The organism is Microcoleus sp. D3_18_C2 (assembly GCF_036702395.1).
GTDB lineage: Bacteria > Cyanobacteriota > Cyanobacteriia > Cyanobacteriales > Microcoleaceae > Microcoleus.
The window spans coordinates 99,758-119,090 of the sequence record NZ_JAUBTG010000016.1 but is presented as its reverse complement, the minus strand read 5'-3'; the positions used below and the strand labels follow the sequence as shown (position 1 = coordinate 119,090).

The window sequence follows — 19,333 nt, the reverse complement described above, 5'->3', positions numbered from 1 at the left end:
CGTCATGAGTGGACGGGCGGGACGCCCATCCCACAATAACAATTAAAATTGTAAGTTATTTAATTCGCGATCCTTAGAGGCTTTTCCATCATCGAACGTTATGTTAAAAAAATGAAAACAAATCTCCATCTCTCCCTATGCTTGTCCATAAACTTCAGCAACTCGTGCAGGGCCAAATTAGAGCAAAAAATTTAGGGATTAAATTTAACAGAGTTGCTAACTTTCAATTACCCGAACAATTAATTGTGCAAGGAAAACTGCATCAAGTAAACGTGCCTTCAGAGAAAGGCATGGACGGAGAATTTATAGAAGTGCTTTTAGACGACTGCTACGGAGTCGAGAAATTATCTGAATTGCTGACGACAATTATTGATATTGGAGCCAATGTCGGCTTATTTCCGATTGCTGCGAGGAACAGATTTCCCCAAGCCGTAATTCACGCCTACGAAGCTACTCCATACCTAGAAAATTATCTCAAACATCAATCTCAAATCGCAAAATTTACATATTTTATGGAAGCAGTAGGATGTCGAGATGGTAAAGTAGTCCTCGACATTCGGGAAGTTTCGGCAAAAACCCGATCGACAGTTAGCGAAAGCGGCGAAATACCAAGGATATAATTTCGTAGGGCGATCGAGCGAATTGGTGGTAGCGTCGATTTAGCCAAATTATACTGCGAAGGTGCAGAATGGCTGTTATTTGAAGATCGAGATACTTGGCAACTTGTGCAAAACCTTTCTTTAGCATCCCGAACCTGCAACCCTCAAGGATATAGCAGATGTTGAAGAAGGAAGTTCGGCAACGGATTCGCTTTCTTCTGATGTAACGGAGCTCAGAAAGAAAGTTGGTTGTGCTGGAGTTGTGGTGATAAGTTACAGCAGAGGGAGATCAGGGTTTGGATCGCGGGCTTACAGTGGCATTTTTTTTGCGGAGTGGCATAACTACTCGGAATCCACAAATATGGCAATTCGTCAAGCGCTAGTGGGAGAGGGTAAATTAGTGTTAGGTAGAGAAAAATCTACAGGCAGTATCGAAGTGCCTGTGCCATTCGGCTTGCCAGCAGGATCGGGCTGGTAAAGTTGGATACGATCGCGCCCAAGTCGTTTAGCTTGATACAGCGCTTGGTCGGCTGCAGCAATCAGAATTTCGGCTCCCGATTCAGATCCAGGAACAATACTCGCTACGCCCAGGCTGAGAGTGACGTAGGGGCTCACCTGAGAACCAGCGTGAGGCAGCTCCAAAGCTGCGATTTTGAGCTGTATGTGTTCGGCTACCAACACCGCGCCTTGAATCGCGGTATTGGGCAAAATAACGGCAAATTCTTCGCCTCCGTAGCGAGCTACTAAATCTGCTGGCCGATTGACTGCATCGGCGATCGCCGCGGCGACTTGTCGCAAACATTCGTCTCCGCCTTGATGCCCGTAGGTATCGTTGTAGCTTTTAAAAGAATCAATATCGCAGAGAATCAGGGACAGAGGCGTTTGTTCCCTGGCTTGTCTGTGCCACTCCATTTCTAAATACTGATCGAAACGGCGGCGGTTGGCTAGCTGCGTGAGTTCGTCTAAAGTTGCCAAGCGCTCTAACTTGAGGTTGGCCGCTTGCAACTGCTGGTAGAGTTCTGCTTGCTTGATGGCGATCGCCAACTGGGTGGCCAGAGAAGACAGCAACTCTACTTCCAACTGCATCCACTGCCGGGGACTGCACTGGTGGGCCATCAGCAGCCCCCACAACTCGTCTCCTTGCACTAAAGGCACAACCAAATAAGCTCTCACCGCAAATTGTGCGAGCAAGTCAATTTGATATTGCGGCAAATCCGCGGCCAAGATATCGGCGATCGGTCGGATCGCTCGATGTTGGTATGCTTCGAGATAGAACTGGTCAAAACAGAAATTTTCCAGGGTTTCCCCCAACATGGGCTGGCAGTTGGGAGCTACAGATTCCACTGTCACCGCCCCCGTCGCCGGGCCCGCGCACAGACTGCCGGTACAGGGGTTGAAGCGGACGATCATCACTCGATCTGCCTGAAGGAACTGACGCACTTCGGTCACTGTCGTGCTGAGCACTTCCCCCAAATCCAGAGACTGGCGGATGTGCTGAGTAATCGTCGCCATCAGCAGTTCTCGTTCGTTCTGCTGCCGCAGCGCCTCTTCTGCCCGCTTGTACTCGGTGATATCTTGAGCAGTGCCGAAAATTTGTTTGGGGCAGCCGTCGGCTGTGCGGGCGAACACTTGGTCGCGACAGCGAAACCAGCGCCATTCGCCCGATCGATGTTTGAGGCGATATTCCAACTCTAAAATATGCCCGTCTTGGGTCGAGGGAAATTTTTGCTGGTGGGCCTTGAGCCTCGGCAAATCTTCTGGGTACACCAAACTCGAGTACAAAGCAGTTTGCATCTGTAAAATTTCTTTGGGAGTGTAGCCCAGCAATTTAGAAGCTTGACCGTTGACGTAGACGTTGCGCTGTTGGGTCAAATCGTAGATGTAGAGCAAATAAGGCGCCGCGTCAGCAATTTGCTGGATGAAATGCTGGCTCGATCGCAATTCTTCCTCCACCCGCTGACGCACTTGCACTTCTTCCACAGCTTGATCCCGCATTGTGCGGTAAGCTTGGATGCGATGGGTGAGGTCGGTCACGTCTTGAATCACCAGCAGCGCGTAGAACGATGGGGCATTGACCCCCGGCCATATTGATGACGAAACTGAGGGTGGAGATTCCCTAGACACAAAAGCACTTCTTGACGATCGGGAGCCGACAGTACCGTCTGATTCCAACTCAAGAGTATGGAGAACCCAGTCTCTAATCTCCTGTTCTTCAATGCCAGCCTCTACGGCCGGCACAGCAGTCACAGTAGTTTGCTGAATTCGCTGCTGGCCGTCTTGCCAAGTTGCCGGAATCAGGTGTTTGTGAATTTGAGAAGAAAAAATTGTTGGCGGGCCTCCTGCAAAGATTTGCTTGAAGCGAGTGGCGTACTTTAACTGACTCAGGTGAGGAAAATGGGTTGTGATCTTTGTTCCCAATATTTGGCTGCGGGAAATTTTAGTCCACTCTTCGAGACAAGTGTTCCAAAACAGCACCACAAAATCCTCTTGCAGCAAGCAGGCGCCGACTGGTACGCTGTCGAGAACCCCAAACTTTTCCTTAATACTTTTGCTCTCCTCAATCATAGACCCCCGGCAAGTTGATTGATAGCAGTCAACAAGGTGTCAAAGGAATTAACATTGAAAATAAGAATGATATCTCCTTCAATGTGAAGCCTTTCAATCATGAAACTGGTCTGGGCTAATAAAACAACTGTATCAGTAGCTAAACCGCCAGATATCAGCAAACTAGCAATCGTCCCTTCGCTATAAGTGGGAATTGAATAGTTCAGGCGCTGCTGAAGTACGTTGCTGATTGCACCCATGACCCCATTAATTACAATATTTCCCACTTCACTCAGCGTACCAATTTTGACTGAATCGAGATCCTGAGTTCCAGCTTCTTCCCCTGTCAGCATTGTCACCAGCAGGGCAGCGCTGTTTGTGGGAAAGACTAGCTGGGCAATGCCTCCAAAGGAGCCTGTGAATTTGAGCTGGACAGCGGCGATTTGCTCGCCGTTGAGGTGTTGCTCTAACTCTTCTGCCACGTCGATGGGAGTCAGAATCTGAAGGTAGGGAATTTGCAAGCGAATCGGGGAGTCGATCATGTCGTTCAAAACCCCTGCGGCTTGACCGATCCCGATGTTGACGAGTTCCTGCAAAGCATCGAGCTGTCGAGTGCTTAATTTCATTGGGTGTTCTCCTCGCTGACACTGAGAGCTTTTTTGATCCACCCGATTAGTTCGTCTGAGTTGGGCATTTTGTGAATGACTGCTAGGGCTCCGAGTTCCATGCACTCGGAGCGTGTGCTGGCTTGGATGTCTGCGGTAATGACGATCACTGGAATTTTATATCCTCGATCGCGCATGGCTTGCAGGACTTCCCTACCTTCCATTTCCGGCATCAGCAAATCCAAGAGCATACAGTTTGGGGTTTTAGTGCCGAGCAGTTCTAGAGCTTCTGGGCCGCTGGATGCTTCCCAAGTCTCGTATCCTTCTGCTCGCAGGATTTTGCAGATTACCCTGCGAGTCAACCACGAATCTTCGACAACGAGAATTGATGTCACTACGTTCTCCTCCTTCTATTGTTTAGGACTGACCGGCGTTGCAGGTACTGCTTTTATCTTGACAGTAATTTAAAGTGCTGAGACGGTGTGCGATCGAGCTTCACTTGCAATTCCTGTTCTTAAAAACTAACGCATTAATGTATTGGATAGTTTAGTATCTTGGACTATGTGAAGAAAAAACCCGGTTTCTGAATGAAACCAGGTTTGCGGGATCTCTATTGCTCCTAACATGGGCGCTCAATTATAGATTACCAAACGCTTCCGGAGGGACTCTACTCGCTGTTTAGCCGTGGTATTGTCTGGCTCGCAGGCGAGAGCTTGTTCGTAGATTTCCAAGGCTTGAGCTGTTAATTTTTTGCGCTCGTAGGCGTGACCCAGATTATTGAGAGATGTAACGTATTCTGGCTGCAACTTCAGGGCTTCTTTGTAGTGGCGGATGGCGATGTCGTACTGTTCTTGGCCAAAGTGTGCAAAACCGAGGGCGTTGTAGATAACAGCTTGATTTTCTTCGCCTTCTAAGTCTTTGGCTTTCAGGGCTTTTTGAAACAGTACGATCGCCTGGGAGTAAAGCTTCTTATCTAGATAGATACTTCCTAATTCGTAGTATTCCTGCGCTGTTCCTTTTTCTACGGTCAGCTTATTTTCTAAGCGTTCCAGAGACATTTCCAGCTTCCGAGTTTTGAGAATCTGGCGCACCACAAACCAGGAAGTGCTGCCGAGTATAGCGAGCAGGACTGACAAGTAAATAATGAGCAAATTACTATCCATGTTTTTCTTAAAATTAGGTAGGTCTGTGGAAGGTTTTATTTATTTTAAGGCAGTAGAAATCTCTGATATCTGCTTCTGCAACTGTATAAAAAACAACGAAATAGCGATCGACTGGCCCGATCGCGATTTCTGAAAAAGCAAGAGTCCAGAAGTAAGAACAAAGAAGGAAAGTTTGTCTCAACCTCCTAAATTTATCAGGAGTTTTCCTTCTCTGGCAGACCGTTAAATCTTTCTTACTTCTGCTTTCTGCCTTCTGAAAATCAAGCTAACTTTCAGCCTCCGGCTCGATTAGCCATTTCCACGACTTTACCGAATGTTGCCGGGTCAACGATCGCCATTTGTGCCAGCATTTTGCGGTTGATTTCGATGTTGGCCTTTTTCATGTTGCCGATCAGTCTGCTGTAGCTCGTGCCGTGCTGGCGCGATGCAGCATTGATCCGAGCAATCCACAGGCGGCGGAAATCGCGTTTGCGTTTTTTGCGATCGCGATAACCGTTACGCAGGGCCTGCATCACCCGTTGGTTAGCTGTGCGGAACTGTTTCGACTGTGCGCCTCGGAAACCCTTGGCTAATTTGAGAATTTTTTTGCGGCGCGCTCTGGCGACATTACCGCGTTTTACCCGTGTCATCTTTAATTTCCGTTAAACTTTACAAGTATGGAAGCATTAACCGCACGTTAGCGTCGTTGGTCTCGTCGATGACGACCAGCTTAGAGAGACGGCTTTTGCGAGCTGAACTTTTGTGCTGTAGCAAGTGGCTTTTGTAAGCTTTGCGGCGCACAATTTTACCGCTGCCGGTCGCTCTAAAGCGCTTTGCGGCTGCTTTGCGAGTTTTGAGTTTTGGCATGGACTGGTGTTATTTGGACACAAGCTTCAACCGTATCACATTTGTGGTACTTTCTGCAAGGGAGATTTGCGGGTTGGGGGCGGCACTGTATTTACTGCGATATACAGGAGGGGCGATCGGGCGATCGGCTAATCTTGTGGTTGTTTGCTGCATAACAAATAGTATAAAATGTTATACTGCCGTTGCGGTATCATAAAGGCTTATCAACAGAGTTAATATTTGAAACCTGTTCGTGAGGCAGGATAATTAAATTGAATATCCAACCTTAATTATTGATTCGGGCGCTTACATATCCCATGGAAAAAATCCCTGGAAAATATCCATTGCTCAGTAATGACAACTTCAACGGACATTACTTTGCTAATTATAGCGGTTCTGGGGTAAATGAGGTACACAATTCCACTAAAAAAGCTTGATAACACAGGGTTTTGGCGTACTCCATCTTTCTGAGAAAGGCTATATGTCATAAATGTACTGGCGAAATCAATAAGTGCTTAATTGGAATTACCCGAAATATATAGCGTAAAAGCTTCAGCCGGGAAAGATTCTTGGGCAAAAGTTCCTTGGATAGCAATATTTAACAACCTTGTAACTGAGAGTTTCCAGTCGTGGTTTTACGGGAGCATCTCATATTTGTAAAAACACTTCTTCTGGCTGCTTCCTTCTGACTCTTTCCTCCTGCCTCCTGCTCCGCAGCAAGAGAGCCTCAAAACTCCAATTTCTAGCTTAGCTGCTTTCATTGAGATGCTCCCGGTTTTACTGTGTTTATTTCGCGCCTACTTCTCGGAAATTTATCCTTCTCTCAATCAAGGAATAGCAGATCAAAGAAATACAGCATATTCCATGTATATGTAGTACACACAAGAAGAGAGACGCGAGTAAGGTGCAGATACACCCGTCAATCTACAATCTTTATCAAATATGAACCAGATCCGCACCCTACCGATTAACACCACATAAGGAATGAGAATTAAATAACTACCACTCTTGAAAGTGGGATGGGCTCTTATAGCCCGTCCTTTTTGGACGGGCTATAAGAGCCCATCCCACAATAACAATTAAAATTGTAAGTTATTTAATTCCCGATCCTAAGCCTCGTTACTCGTTTAAATGCTCCACAGCTTAGGGGATGTCGCTCACCCGATGCGACCATCCTTATGATTAGGGGTTACTATCGCATTTGAGCAAGACTTAAGTGTCAAATAATTTGCTAAACTTGTCCATAGTTAATCGCCGAGAGAAAGTTCTATGTGGAAAGTGGCAGAATTCGCAAAATTAGTGGGAGTCTCAAGCTCTACGTTACGGCGCTGGGAAAAGGAAGGCAAGTTAATCCCTGAGAGGACACTGGGTAACCAGCGTGTTTATTCAGAAAGTCACCTAAATATAGTCCGGAACCTCAAAACCGGTAAAACGCCACCCCATCGGGTGATCGTATATTGTCGCGTCTCGTCCACTGGACAAAAACAAGACTTACTTCGTCAGACACAAGCTATGGAACAATTCTGCTTGGCGCAAGGAGTTGCTATCACAGACTCCATTCAGGAGATTGGGGGTGGACTTAATTTCAAACGTCCCAAATTTCTGCAAATCTTACAATGGGCGATGCTGGGCGATGTTAGGGTGTTGTACGTGGCCCATAAAGATCGCCTGTGCCGATTTGGTTTTGAACTTGTCGAGCAAATTCTAGAGTGGAATGGCGGGACAATTATCGTCGCCAACGCCGAAAGCCTTTCACCGCATGAAGAATTGACTCAAGACTTGCTTTCGATAATCCACTGTTTTTCTTCCCGCCTCTACGGACTGCGGAAATACAAAGCTAAAGTTAAGAATATTGTAGAGGGTATAGATCCTTGTTCGGATTCCTCTATAGTGAATCAAGTAAGCAGCTCCAAGTAAGTTTAACTATATTTGGCGTCAAACTATCGCTAAAATTGAATAACAATGAAGCAACCTTGGTGGCCAAACACCTAGGATTTTGGCACGTAGTATTTAATTGTGGATTAAGCCGGAGAACCCAAATGTATAGCAATGGGAAGCTTTCTGACTCCAAGGTACTCAACGAAGTCAAAAAAATTCTCACCAACCACGTCAAGAAACAGCCTAAATTCGTTTGGATGAACCAGTTGTATAGTCGAGTTTATCAAAATGCTTTGATTGACTTGAAAGATGCGTTTAGTCGATATCGTTCGGGAAAAGCAGGTTATCCAAAATTCGCTAAGCTGTGGAGCATTTAAACCATTAACGATCCAGGTAAGGTGCGCCATTCGCGAACACTTACTATACATGGGAAACGCTTATTGACCAAGAATTTCTTGATGGTACCCGCCACGTGATTTATCCGTGGAATCAATCCAAAATCTAAAATCTCAAATCCTTGCGTCCCCCGAATTTATCTCGCGCAAGTCAATCCAAAATCTAAAATCTAAAATCTAAAATCGAATGACGCTGGGCCCCCTACTATCCTCCTTTAAAGGTCGAACAGCTTAGCCTCCGGGGAGGTATTTAAGTTGGATATAGTAGTGAACTCTCAATACAAACCTTTCGGGATTTTCGGGATTGGGAATTAGACGCGGATTTTTGCAATCTACTAGCAAATCGAAAGTGTCTAACACAGTGTGACCGATGAATACGATATCGCCTAAAACCATTACCGCATCAATCGTTTCGCGCCCTTGCATTTCAATGATAATCGGCCCAGTAAAACCCACTGTTTCTTGTCGGCTATCAGCATATTTTGCTATTTCCTGACCACCAATTTCAAAGGTGGTAGCCGCCACGTGATTTATCCGTGGAATCAATCCAAAATCGAAAATCGAAAATCCTCAATAAAGAGCATTTATCTGTGGGGTCGCCTCTAAAATCTAAAATCTAAAATCTAAAATCTAAAATCGATTGACTCCTAATTCTTAAACCCAGGTGTTCGCGGACTTCTACAGGAATAGCTGTGCGTACCGTACCAGTATCTATGAGTGCTTCTGCTTCGTACACACGCAACAGATTTGGATTGAGCAATCCTCTTTGGACTACCTCTGCATCAATGGCATTCGTTAGCTTGACTTTGACTCGAACTGCACCCATATTTTTGCGGGATTGAGTTTGAGCGCGATCGAGATTTATCATATCGCCTCTTTTCGTCTAGAAAGTCTACCTTTGATTCTAGCCCTAATTGATGGTTGTAAGGTTCGCAATGCACACCCTACAAGTAGAGTTTGTACGTAAGTCTTACAGCGTATTTCTGGTTTAGGAAGTGCAGTAGGGACAAAGGCTTTCGCCGTATCCCTACGGGCTTCTATCACTCTTGTGGGGAGTAGGGGTTGGGCCTAAGAGCCCGCCCTAAACATACAAGTTAAATGCACAACAGCTTACTCATCTTCTGCATAGATAAACCGATACAATTCGCTAGGATCTGGTTCAGCGCTTTTCTCAGCAAAATCCACTGCATCGTCAATTACTGCTTGAATCTTACGATCGATCTCTTTCAATTCTTCAGCCGTTGCCAAAGTTCGATCGATCAATTCAGCAGCCAACTTCTTAATCGGATCGCGGGGGAACCAATATTCCTTCTCTTCCTTAGAACGCAACTCATCAGGATCGGCCAAAGAATGCCCGCGAAAGCGATAAGTCAAAGCCTCGATCAAAGTCGGTCCCTCGCCGGCCCGCGCCCGCGCCACAGCTTCCTTCGCCACTTCCCGCACCGCCAAAACATCCATCCCGTCAACCTCAAAACCAGCCATGCCAAAAGCATGAGCCTTCTTGTAAATTAGCGGGTCAGAAGTAGCTCGCTCGTGGGCCATCCCGATCGCCCATTTGTTGTTTTCCACAACATAAATAATCGGCAACTTCCACAAAGCCGCCATATTCAAACACTCAAAAAACTGCCCGTTATTTGCAGCACCATCGCCAAAAAAACAAGCAGTCACGCCATCGGAACTCTCATCCCCCAAAGCTTCGCGCCGGTACTTCGATTGAAAAGCCGCACCCGTAGCTACAGGAATTCCCTCAGCCACAAAAGCATAACCTCCCAACAGTCGGTGTTCTGCCGAAAACATGTGCATCGAACCGCCGCGGCCCTTCGAGCAACCCGTTTCCTTCCCGAACAACTCCGCCATTACCTCCCGCGCCGGCACGCCCGCGCTCAAAGCGTGAACGTGATCGCGGTAGGTGCTGCTAACGTAATCAGTGTCATCCCGGCGCATCGATCGAATCACGCCAGTAGACACAGCTTCCTGACCGTTGTACAAGTGGACAAAACCAAACATTTTGCCCCGGTAGTACATCTCAGCACACTTGTCCTCAAAGTAGCGCCCCAAGACCATATCCTCGTAGAGCATTAAGCCCTCATCCCGAGAAATGGTTACGCTTTGCGCGTCAAAAACTGGTAAAGTCCGTTCCTGAACCATAAATAATTAATACCCGACGATCGGCTTCCTAGACATGTGAACTACCCAGCGCTGACATAAAGGTACAGCGTGAGCTTCTGACTTCTACGGGGATTGCGTCAACTTGGACTTGCGTCCCAGTCTCGGACTCACATCCCCTCCATCAGCAGCAGTCCTGGTTCCCAAGACCGATAGCATTCTGATTCCTTCTGCTCTGATATTGGTTGCAGCGTTGCCATCTCTATCGTGATGAGTACCACAACTAGGGCAAGTCCATACCCTAACACCTAATGGCATTTCATTCACCTGATAGTGACAATTTGAGCAGAGTTTCGAGCTAGGGAACCATCGGTCAATCTCTACTAACACTTTACCTTCGCGGTCAAGTTTGTAATGCAAGAAATTGACAAACATTCCCCAACCTACATCAGAAATTGCTTGAGCTAGTTTGTGATTACGAACCATGCCCTTAACGTGAAGGTTTTCGACTACGATGACTTGGTTATCGTCAACAAGCTTTCTTGACAGCTTATGCAAGTAGTCTTGGCGGACATTGCTAATTCGTTCGTGAACCCTAGCCACCAGTTTCGTGGCTTTATTTCTAGACTTGCTTCCTTTCTCCTTTCTGGCTAATTTTTGCTGCTTTCTTTTCAGGTTGCGTTCATGTTTTGCTAAATGCTTGGGATTAGGGTACTTGGATGTCTTGATGCCATCATTAACAACAGCAAAATCTTTCAATCCCAAGTCAACTCCGGCAACTTTTCCATCGGTGCAAGCAACTGGTTTATCTCCTTCGAGTTTTGTCAGCACAGAGGCATAGTATTTCCCCGAAGGAGTAACACTGACTGTTACAGTTTTGATGGTTCCTTCAATCGGTCGATGTAACTTGGCTTTGACAAGGCCGACACGACCGGGAAACTTGAGGGAGCCGTCAACCAGTTTGACTGATTGCGGGTACTGGATTGACTGCCTATTTTTCTTGGATTTGAATCTAGGGTATTTTGGCCTAGACTCAAAAAAGTTCTTGTAAGCAGTTACCAGGTTAAGCGTAGTAGCTTGCAGAACCTGAGAGTAACACTCAGACAACCATTGTGTTTCTTCTTGTTTTTTAAGGTTTGGCAGGAGTTTGTTTAACGCAACTTGGGTCAAGCCTTTACCCGTGGCTTTGTAGGTTTCAATACACATATTTAGTGCGTAATTCCACCACCAGCGGGAACAGCCAAAGTGTTGAGCTAGTATCCCCTGCTGTTGGGTTGTCGGATATAGCCTAACTTTGACGGCTTGATGCTGCATTGTTTTCACATCCCTTTAGAATTATATATATTTCTGATAAAATTATTCCCTCTAGCTTGCAAATTTTACGCCTGATTGACCAGATAAAATTTGCTTGGGGGAGTCCATGTATCCCAACGCTGACCCAACGGGTACAGGGTGGGACTTAGAGCTGCCCCAAACCCCCTCAAAAGTTAAAATGAGTTTGGCCCTCGGGGCGGATTGCCGGGACTCGGAGAACAAACTCCCATCTAAACCCCATGCACACGAATGATATAATTCCATTACTCTCAAACCCGAAAATGCTCAAGAGTCAAACCACTCATTTAGCTGACGGGCAATGGGCCTTGGCATTTTCCTCACTGTAAAACGCCCTAGAGGGAAAAAAATCAGAGTATCTCTACGGCAAGTCCAACATACCGTGAAGGGGGCGGTTGGAAGCCAACACCAGAATTTTTGATTTGGTTTGCGGGAGTATGTCACTTAAGATAGGCTAATTCAGTTGCTAGCGCTTTGGGGAAGTGGACAGTTCTTTAACTTATGTTAATTCCACTAGATTACTACCGGATTTTGGGTCTACCGATTCAAGCTACTGCCGAACAGTTGCAGCAGGCTCACCGCGATCGAACTTTACAGCTTCCGCGCCGGGAGTATTCCGAAGTTGCGATCGTCGCCCGCAAACAACTGCTCGATGAAGCCTGCGCCGTTCTGTCAGACTCAGAGGGGCGCAAAGCTTACGATGCCAGTTTTTTAGCCAAAACTTACGATCGAGAGTCGGAAGCCGCACAGGAAGCCAAGCACCAGAGGTCAAAAACCTCAGCAGGCTCGGCCACCTTCCTGCAAGACGCAGGAGAAACCGCTCCGGCAGAGTCCAAGGCTTTAGAGGCTGCTCCCGACCCCCACACTCCAAGTATTGAAATCGATGACAACCAATTCGTAGGAGCCCTGCTCATACTGCAAGAACTGGGAGAATACGAACTCGTACAGAAGCTGGGTCGCCCGTATCTTAACAATGGCAGCATCGCGATCGCAGAAGGTCGTTTCGGCGACCCGCAGCTCGTGAGGCCAGATATAGTTTTAACCGTCAGCCTTGCCTGTCTAGAACTCGGCCGCGAACAGTGGCAGCAAGGTCAGTACGAAAATGCCGCAAAATCATTAGAAGCAGGTCAAGAATTGCTGCTGCGCGAAAGCCTATTTGCAAGCGTGAGGGGTGAAATGCAAGCCGACATATACAAACTCCGTCCGTACAACATTTTAGAGCTATTATCACTTCCGGAAGAAAAAGTCGCTGAGCGTCGCAAGGGACTGGAAATCCTGCGAGAAATGCTTCAAGAACGAGGCGGTATCGACGGTTCGGGAGACGATCGATCGGGTTTAGGAATAGAAGACTTCCTCCGGTTCGTGCAGCAAATGCGTAAACACCTAACCAGCAGCGAGCAGCAGGCGCTATTTGAAGCCGAAGCCGGCCGCCCCTCCGCAGTCGCCACTTACCTCTCGGTCTACACCTTGTTAGCCCAAGGATTTGCCGCCAGACAGCCATCGATGATCCGTCGGGCCAAGCTGATGCTGATGCAACTGGGTCGCCGCCAAGACGTTCACCTGGAAAAAGCCGTCTGTTCCCTGCTGCTGGGCCAGACAGAAGAAGCCAGCAGAGCCCTGGAACTGAGTTCGGAAAAAGAACCCCTGGCCTTCATTCGCGAACATTCCCAAGATTCACCCGACTTGTTGCCCGGACTGTGCTTGTACGCCGAACACTGGCTACAAGAAGAAGTGTTTCCCCACTTCCGCGACTTGGCCAACGAGTCAGTGTCCTTGAAAGATTACTTTGCTGACCCGAAAGTACAAGCTTACCTAGAAGCTTTGCCACAGGACGCAGAAACCGCCAACGAATGGGTCGTGGTGCAGCCCCGCTCCGGCAAGCTTCCAGGGCGACTGCAACCGACAGCAGGCCGATCGCCCGCTGCCATACCCACACCGGCACCCACAGCCAAGCAGGGAGCCAGTACGGTCACGTTGACCCCCGTACCGGGCGCGGATTCCACCGCAGCCTCTGGCGCGAAATCCCCGGCAACGGTGGCCGCGCCTAGCGCTGTTGCCCCCGTCTCTCTCCCGATAGCTACAGTGCCACACCCTGCAGAATCGACTTCCAAACATCGCAGACGCCAACATTCAGGGCGCAGCGGAGCAAGTGGCAAGGGGCTAAAGGGCGATTTTGTCGATCGAGCGCGCACCAAGGCAACAGAAATTACCGCCCAAGTCAAGTCCATGCCTCCAAACAAGCTGGCTTTGCTTCTAGTGGCAGGTGTCCTGAGCCTGTTATTCCTGTGGTTAATACTCAGTCTGTTGGCTAGCGCGATGCAAGCCCTATCGGGCCCCCTCCAAGGAGAGCAAGCCCTCGTTCGCCTGGAAGAACCGCCCATAGAAATCCCTGCCTTGGCCCCAACCCCAGAACCGAGCGCCACAGGCGCAGTATCGGGAGCAATCACTGAGGAATCAGCCGGACAAATAGTTCAAAGCTGGCTATCGGCGAAAGCAGCGGCTTTGGGCCCCAATCACGCTGTCGAAGAATTAAAGCAAGTTCTCACAGAACCGGCTTTGTCTCGCTGGCAATTAATGGCAGAAGCTCAACAGCGTAACAACGCGCACCAGCGTTATGTACACAAGCTGCAAGTTAATGGAGTTACCACAAATCCGACTAATCCCGATCGCGCCCAAGTAGATGCCCAAGTCGCGGAAAAAGCCGAAGTGTTCGATCGTTCTCAACTCGTTTCTTCCCGCAATGAAAACCTGCGGGTGCGCTACGACTTGATCCGCCAAGAGGGACAGTGGCGGATTATGGATTGGCAAGTGATTAAGTAAGGAATTGGTAATTAGTAATTGAGCAGAAGGAGTCAGAAGTCAGAAGTCATATTATGTCGAGTAGATTACGCCTAATAAGGTAGGGGCGGGTTCACGAAAAATATCTGCCAATAATTGACAATCTCAAAAACCAGCCCTTTTAATCGCTCGATATCCATCCGATATGATATCAGAAGAAAGAAGACTCGATTAAGCATACCTATGCCTGAAGTCAGGGGTAACTGTCACGGAAAGAATTTTTTGCTGTCCACGATTAAAATCGCGGGATTTAAAGCTCGATTCTCCATCCTGTCCCACAGAAACTGTTCTGGATTCTGGCTCCTGAATTATTCGTAATTGGTAATTTATGCTGGCTAATTACTAATTACCAATTTCTGATTATTAGGTGAATTTTTAATTCCAAAAGCGGGAGTTTTGAATTGCAGATTATTGTTGAAGGCTGGCGTTTTATTTATCATTCCTATTGCGTAGCCAATCAATTTCAACTGCTGGAAATGCACGCGCGGCGCAGCTATCCCGTAGGGAATCGCCCGCGAGGACAAATTGAGCTTTTCCACCGCGATATGCCCTACATAGATGCAGCTTGGGAGACGAAAATTAGTTTGTTCGATCGCCCAAATGAAACATTACTTCGCAGCATTAAGAGCCCTGCGGTAAATCAGTCAGCGGATGTTACTCTGCGAATGTACTGCCCGTGGGACTTCTCGGCATCCAGCAGCGCTCAAACTTGGGTATTTGCAGCGACAGAATGGGGGATTATTACGAGTTCAGTATTACAGGGGATGGGTGTTAAGTCGATCGCCGAAACTGCGGTTAACTCAGAAACGAAAATTATTACACCTTCAGCTTGGTCAAAAGCTGGCTTAATTCGCAGCGGTGTTGAGGCCGATCGCATTGCCGTCGTACCTTTGGGAGTCGATCCTAAGATTTATTATCCTGCTGCGGGCGATCGGCGTCAATCACTGCGCCAAAGCTTGGGCTGGTCAAACTATTTTATATTTTTAAACATCGGAGGACAAACGGATCGCAAAGGTATTCGCCCTTTATTAAAAGCCTTCGCTGCGGTAGTTGACAAATATCCAGATGCGAGATTAGTTTTAAAAGGTTCTGAACTGCTTTATCCGTCGAGAGACGAGATTGCCCAAGCCTGCCGAGTTGTGCTCAACGATGCGGAAAGAGCGAGGGTTTTACCAAGATTAATTTATACTGGTAGCCAGCTATCTTTTGCTCAAATAGCAGAGTTTTACCAAGCAGCAGATGTTTATGTTTCTCCCTATTTGGCAGAAGGTTTTAATCTGCCGGTGTTGGAAGCTGCCGCTTGTGGTTTGCCGGTTATTTGCACTGCGGGCGGCCCTACGGATGATTTTACGCGATCGAACTTTGCACAGCGGATTGAGAGTAAATTTACGGCTGTGGTGAGTGACGGGGAAACCTTATTTATCTTAGCTCCTGATGGGGAACATTTGATTGATTTGATGTGCAGGGCGATCGAACAGCCTGGATTGGCTGCGAAAGCGAGGGTTGCGGGCCCGGCTTTTGTGGCTGAAAATTTTACTTGGAGGCGTGTAGTCGATCGATTGCTTGAGGTTATGGGAGGAGATAAAAAGAGAGAGGAGAGGTCTATTTTTGAGCCAATAATTTTGTAGTTTGGGCGTTTCAAGCCCTAGATGGGGAAATAGGTTTTTTCCGGCGGATGATTTTTTGTCATTGGTCGTAGTTGCCGTTGAATTCGTTTCAATCCCTGATAGGGTTTTAGGTTTTTTCCGGCTTAAGTGATAGCAGGGTGATAGCAGGGTGATACCAAGTTTCAATCCCTGATAGGGTTTTAGGTTTTTTCCGGCGGGGTTTGCAGATTGTGTCGGAAGTATGAAAGGTTGGTTTCAATCCCTGATAGGGTTTTAGGTTTTTTCCGGCGAATTGTTCTATCAGTGTCGAAAGAGGTTTGGATGGAGGTTTCAATCCCTGATAGGGTTTTAGGTTTTTTCCGGCAATGTGACGGGTCAGTTTTGCCCGTGAACGTGACATTGTTTCAATCCCTGATAGGGTTTTAGGTTTTTTCCGGCAACTTAATCGAATTCAGCCAATTTGTATCGCTGGCAGTTTCAATCCCTGATAGGGTTTTAGGTTTTTTCCGGCTCTAGCTGTCCGTGATCGGTCAGCCAGTTCGTCACGGTCATTAGATCGGTGGGACGTTTCAATCCCTGATAGGGTTTTAGGTTTTTTCCGGCTCATCTCTGCCAACCCCAACAGACACATCAATTCTCGATGTTTCAATCCCTGATAGGGTTTTAGGTTTTTTCCGGCCTACGAATCTGGGCCCCTCACGCCAGAGATAGTGGTTTCAATCCCTGATAGGGTTTTAGGTTTTTTCCGGCGGGAGTTGTCACCCAAAGTGAGTAAAAGCGATCGTCGTTTCAATCCCTGATAGGGTTTTAGGTTTTTTCCGGCCAGAGATGGAATTGCTCAAAGAAACTGAGCCAAAAGTTTCAATCCCTGATAGGGTTTTAGGTTTTTTCCGGCCAAGCAGCACTGCCTGTATATGTGCTCTTCAAGAGATATTAGTGTTTCAATCCCTGATAGGGTTTTAGGTTTTTTCCGGCGTGATGGATTAGCAGTTTCCTGCCGCAAGCCTGGTTTCAATCCCTGATAGGGTTTTAGGTTTTTTCCGGCACAAAAAGGCAGTCATCTTCCTTGTCAATACTTTCGTTTCAATCCCTGATAGGGTTTTAGGTTTTTTCCGGCCCATCTTCTGCGAGTGGGACGACATACCGATCGCCGGTTTCAATCCCTGATAGGGTTTTAGGTTTTTTCCGGCGGCATGGTTCCTGAATTAGCTCACGAAACCCCAAAAAAAGTTTCAATCCCTGATAGGGTTTTAGGTTTTTTCCGGCTAAAATGATGGTTACTCAGGCGACTATCAGAGAGTTTCAATCCCTGATAGGGTTTTAGGTTTTTTCCGGCTTTCATTCATTACCTATTAATTGATATGCCTAAGTTTCAATCCCTGATAGGGTTTTAGGTTTTTTCCGGCCATCAACGCGAAAAGCTCTAACCCTACCAATCAAGTTTCAATCCCTGATAGGGTTTTAGGTTTTTTCCGGCCCGAAAACGCACCACAAAGGCGATGGCCAGAATGTTTCAATCCCTGATAGGGTTTTAGGTTTTTTCCGGCAAATCTTCTGGCCCATTTCCCGGTGGATTGAAAGTTTCAATCCCTGATAGGGTTTTAGGTTTTTTCCGGCGCGAATCAAAGAGACTCAAGAAACTATCAACGAATTAGTTTCAATCCCTGATAGGGTTTTAGGTTTTTTCCGGCTCGATCGTCACAAACTCTACCTCAATGCCACCAGTTTCAATCCCTGATAGGGTTTTAGGTTTTTTCCGGCTCAAAGCTGAGGCCACGCTGCAAAAAGTACAGCGCGTTTCAATCCCTGATAGGGTTTTAGGTTTTTTCCGGCTGATTCAAAAGTTGAATGATACTCTCGACAAATTAGCTAGTTTCAATCCCTGATAGGGTTTTAGGTTTTTTCCGGCCCAGGGGCTTATCCTCAGCCCTTATATCTCTTGTGTAGAAAGTTTCAATCCCTGATAGGGTTTTAGGTTTTTTCCGGCCCGGCTTTCTCGGTCAAGTCGAGCGGTTCTCTGGCAGTGTTTCAATCCCTGATAGGGTTTTAGGTTTTTTCCGGCAAAGCAGCTTAAGTCAGCAGCGCCGCCGAAAGATCCTGTTTCAATCCCTGATAGGGTTTTAGGTTTTTTCCGGCACAGATATGAGTAGCTTAAGATTCCCCGTCAAAGTTTCAATCCCTGATAGGGTTTTAGGTTTTTTCCGGCGCGAAATATACAGAGCTTGGCGCTTCTTATGAGCGTTTCAATCCCTGATAGGGTTTTAGGTTTTTTCCGGCCTTTACTAAGGTGATCGGCTCCTGGTTGTTCTCGCGTTTCAATCCCTGATAGGGTTTTAGGTTTTTTCCGGCTCAAGAGGCGATCGCCAACAATCGGGAAGTGTCCCCGGCGTTTCAATCCCTGATAGGGTTTTAGGTTTTTTCCGGCGTTGCTGCAGCGACTTGTTCACGAAATCGGGTGGTTTCAATCCCTGATAGGGTTTTAGGTTTTTTCCGGCTTGCCAGTGCCAGCCGCACAGATAGGAGAAATCGTCAGTTTCAATCCCTGATAGGGTTTTAGGTTTTTTCCGGCTTTCCGGGAAATGATGGAAGTTTTACAGGTTCAGATTGGGGTTTCAATCCCTGATAGGGTTTTAGGTTTTTTCCGGCATGAACCCTGACAACTACCAAAGAAAAATGCAAGGTTTCAATCCCTGATAGGGTTTTAGGTTTTTTCCGGCTGTTGCTGGCGAGATGGACTACCAGCACATTTTGTTTCAATCCCTGATAGGGTTTTAGGTTTTTTCCGGCAATATTGCTTGATTTTCTTACTGACTGCCAATTCTCGGTTTCAATCCCTGATAGGGTTTTAGGTTTTTTCCGGCTCGATATTCACTGAACCGTTCGCCGATTGAGTCATGTCAGCGGGCAGTTTCAATCCCTGATAGGGTTTTAGGTTTTTTCCGGCTTAGGATTAACACCTGCTGTTAACATTGAATCACAAGTTTCAATCCCTGATAGGGTTTTAGGTTTTTTCCGGCCGCCCGTTCCAGAAGCCTGGGTGTATTTGGTTTTCAAGGTGCAGTTCCGTGAATCTAAAACAAAAGTACCATTCCAGCCTTCGGGTTGTCAATACCAAAAATTTCATATTCACTCCAAAACCTTATCCTGTAAAGCTTTCAGACTTTCCGTGAATCGTTTTTTCAGAGGAGGGGCATCAAACTCTTGCTGCACATGAGTTTGAGCCGAAAAATTTGATACCCCTATTTTAACACCTACCGGTTCACGGAAACTAGGCAAAAAATATTGTGCGATCGACTGGCACTAGCCCACCAATGCGTTCAATCTTACCCTGACAGCAAGCGCACAGCGGAAAAAACCAAATACTGTCTTCCTTGGGTTAGATGACTTTGTTCGGCATGGCGATCGTAACTTAGATTTGAGTCCTAGCCTCCATCCATCTCC

The 19,333-nt window shown here is 47.1% G+C and carries 17 protein-coding genes and 1 CRISPR repeat array; of the genes, 6 read left to right on the top strand and 11 right to left on the bottom strand.

All coding sequences use genetic code 11. The features are described 5' to 3' along the window. Positions 1–137 precede the first annotated feature (137 nt). Complete coding sequence (locus tag QUA88_RS12900) at positions 138–620, top strand: hypothetical protein (RefSeq protein WP_333053718.1); 483 nt, start codon at positions 138–140, stop codon at positions 618–620. A 351-nt stretch (positions 621–971) separates the two neighbouring features. Here the strand turns inward: QUA88_RS12900 and QUA88_RS12895 are convergent, their stop codons facing one another. From QUA88_RS12895 to QUA88_RS12865, 7 genes are all read right to left on the bottom strand, one after another. Then, entirely contained in the window at positions 972–3,164 is a 2,193-nt protein-coding gene (locus QUA88_RS12895; RefSeq protein WP_333272019.1) for a diguanylate cyclase domain-containing protein, read from the bottom strand. After that, complete coding sequence (locus QUA88_RS12890; protein WP_333053716.1) at positions 3,161–3,769, bottom strand: chemotaxis protein CheC; 609 nt, start codon at positions 3,767–3,769, stop codon at positions 3,161–3,163. Before QUA88_RS12890 ends, QUA88_RS12895 begins: the two co-directional genes overlap by 4 nt. Next, on the bottom strand, positions 3,766–4,143 hold the full coding sequence (locus tag QUA88_RS12885; protein ID WP_333053715.1) for a response regulator: 378 nt from the start codon (positions 4,141–4,143) through the stop codon (positions 3,766–3,768). The genes QUA88_RS12890 and QUA88_RS12885 overlap by 4 nt, the downstream gene beginning before the upstream one ends. Before the next feature lie 237 nt (positions 4,144–4,380). Beyond that, positions 4,381–4,911, bottom strand: coding sequence for a tetratricopeptide repeat protein (locus QUA88_RS12880; protein WP_333053714.1), 531 nt, complete (start codon positions 4,909–4,911; stop codon positions 4,381–4,383). 272 nt (positions 4,912–5,183) lie between these two features. Continuing rightward, positions 5,184–5,540, bottom strand: coding sequence for a 50S ribosomal protein L20 (rplT, locus tag QUA88_RS12875; protein ID WP_333053713.1), 357 nt, complete (start codon positions 5,538–5,540; stop codon positions 5,184–5,186). A gap of 19 nt (positions 5,541–5,559) precedes the next feature. Then, positions 5,560–5,757, bottom strand: a complete 198-nt coding sequence (gene rpmI, locus QUA88_RS12870; protein ID WP_006634164.1) for a 50S ribosomal protein L35 — start codon at positions 5,755–5,757, stop codon at positions 5,560–5,562. 9 nt (positions 5,758–5,766) lie between these two features. Next, complete coding sequence (locus tag QUA88_RS12865) at positions 5,767–5,910, bottom strand: hypothetical protein (RefSeq protein ID WP_333272014.1); 144 nt, start codon at positions 5,908–5,910, stop codon at positions 5,767–5,769. Between the two features lie 345 nt (positions 5,911–6,255). On the opposite strand from QUA88_RS12865, the gene QUA88_RS29515 reads away from it, so the two are divergent. The 3 genes from QUA88_RS29515 (at position 6,256) to QUA88_RS12855 (ending at position 7,991) form a co-directional block, all read left to right on the top strand. After that, a complete protein-coding gene (locus QUA88_RS29515) occupies positions 6,256–6,396 on the top strand; it encodes an MrcB family domain-containing protein (RefSeq protein WP_445243015.1) in 141 nt (46 codons plus the stop codon). A gap of 609 nt (positions 6,397–7,005) precedes the next feature. Next, a complete protein-coding gene (locus tag QUA88_RS12860; protein ID WP_333053712.1) occupies positions 7,006–7,653 on the top strand; it encodes an IS607 family transposase in 648 nt (215 codons plus the stop codon). Between the two features lie 122 nt (positions 7,654–7,775). After that, positions 7,776–7,991 carry a hypothetical protein gene (locus tag QUA88_RS12855; RefSeq protein WP_333053711.1) on the top strand — a complete coding sequence of 72 codons (216 nt, stop codon included), beginning with the start codon at positions 7,776–7,778 and terminating at the stop codon, positions 7,989–7,991. 249 nt (positions 7,992–8,240) lie between these two features. Here the strand turns inward: QUA88_RS12855 and QUA88_RS12850 are convergent, their stop codons facing one another. From QUA88_RS12850 to QUA88_RS12835, 4 genes are all read right to left on the bottom strand, one after another. Further along, on the bottom strand, positions 8,241–8,534 hold the full coding sequence (locus QUA88_RS12850) for a hypothetical protein (protein WP_333231758.1): 294 nt from the start codon (positions 8,532–8,534) through the stop codon (positions 8,241–8,243). A gap of 91 nt (positions 8,535–8,625) precedes the next feature. Continuing rightward, positions 8,626–8,877, bottom strand: a complete 252-nt coding sequence (locus tag QUA88_RS12845; RefSeq protein WP_333053709.1) for a hypothetical protein — start codon at positions 8,875–8,877, stop codon at positions 8,626–8,628. 242 nt (positions 8,878–9,119) lie between these two features. Further along, the gene (gene pdhA / locus QUA88_RS12840) at positions 9,120–10,157 is read right to left on the bottom strand and encodes a pyruvate dehydrogenase (acetyl-transferring) E1 component subunit alpha (protein WP_333053708.1); all 1,038 of its coding nucleotides are present in this window, start codon (positions 10,155–10,157) and stop codon (positions 9,120–9,122) included. Between the two features lie 84 nt (positions 10,158–10,241). Then, positions 10,242–11,429: an RNA-guided endonuclease TnpB family protein gene (locus QUA88_RS12835; RefSeq protein ID WP_333053707.1), complete on the bottom strand. Its 1,188-nt coding sequence runs from the start codon at positions 11,427–11,429 to the stop codon at positions 10,242–10,244. Positions 11,430–11,948: 519 nt separating this feature from the next. Here QUA88_RS12835 and QUA88_RS12830 point away from each other — a divergent pair. Together QUA88_RS12830 and QUA88_RS12825 are read left to right on the top strand one after the other, a co-directional pair. After that, the gene (locus QUA88_RS12830) at positions 11,949–14,267 is read left to right on the top strand and encodes an IMS domain-containing protein (RefSeq protein WP_333053706.1); all 2,319 of its coding nucleotides are present in this window, start codon (positions 11,949–11,951) and stop codon (positions 14,265–14,267) included. Positions 14,268–14,686: 419 nt separating this feature from the next. Next, the gene (locus tag QUA88_RS12825; protein WP_333272009.1) at positions 14,687–15,913 is read left to right on the top strand and encodes a glycosyltransferase family 4 protein; all 1,227 of its coding nucleotides are present in this window, start codon (positions 14,687–14,689) and stop codon (positions 15,911–15,913) included. Positions 15,914–15,998: 85 nt separating this feature from the next. Further along, positions 15,999–18,909: a CRISPR direct-repeat array (repeat unit 37 nt; unit sequence GTTTCAATCCCTGATAGGGTTTTAGGTTTTTTCCGGC). Positions 18,910–19,333: the final 424 nt, after the last annotated feature.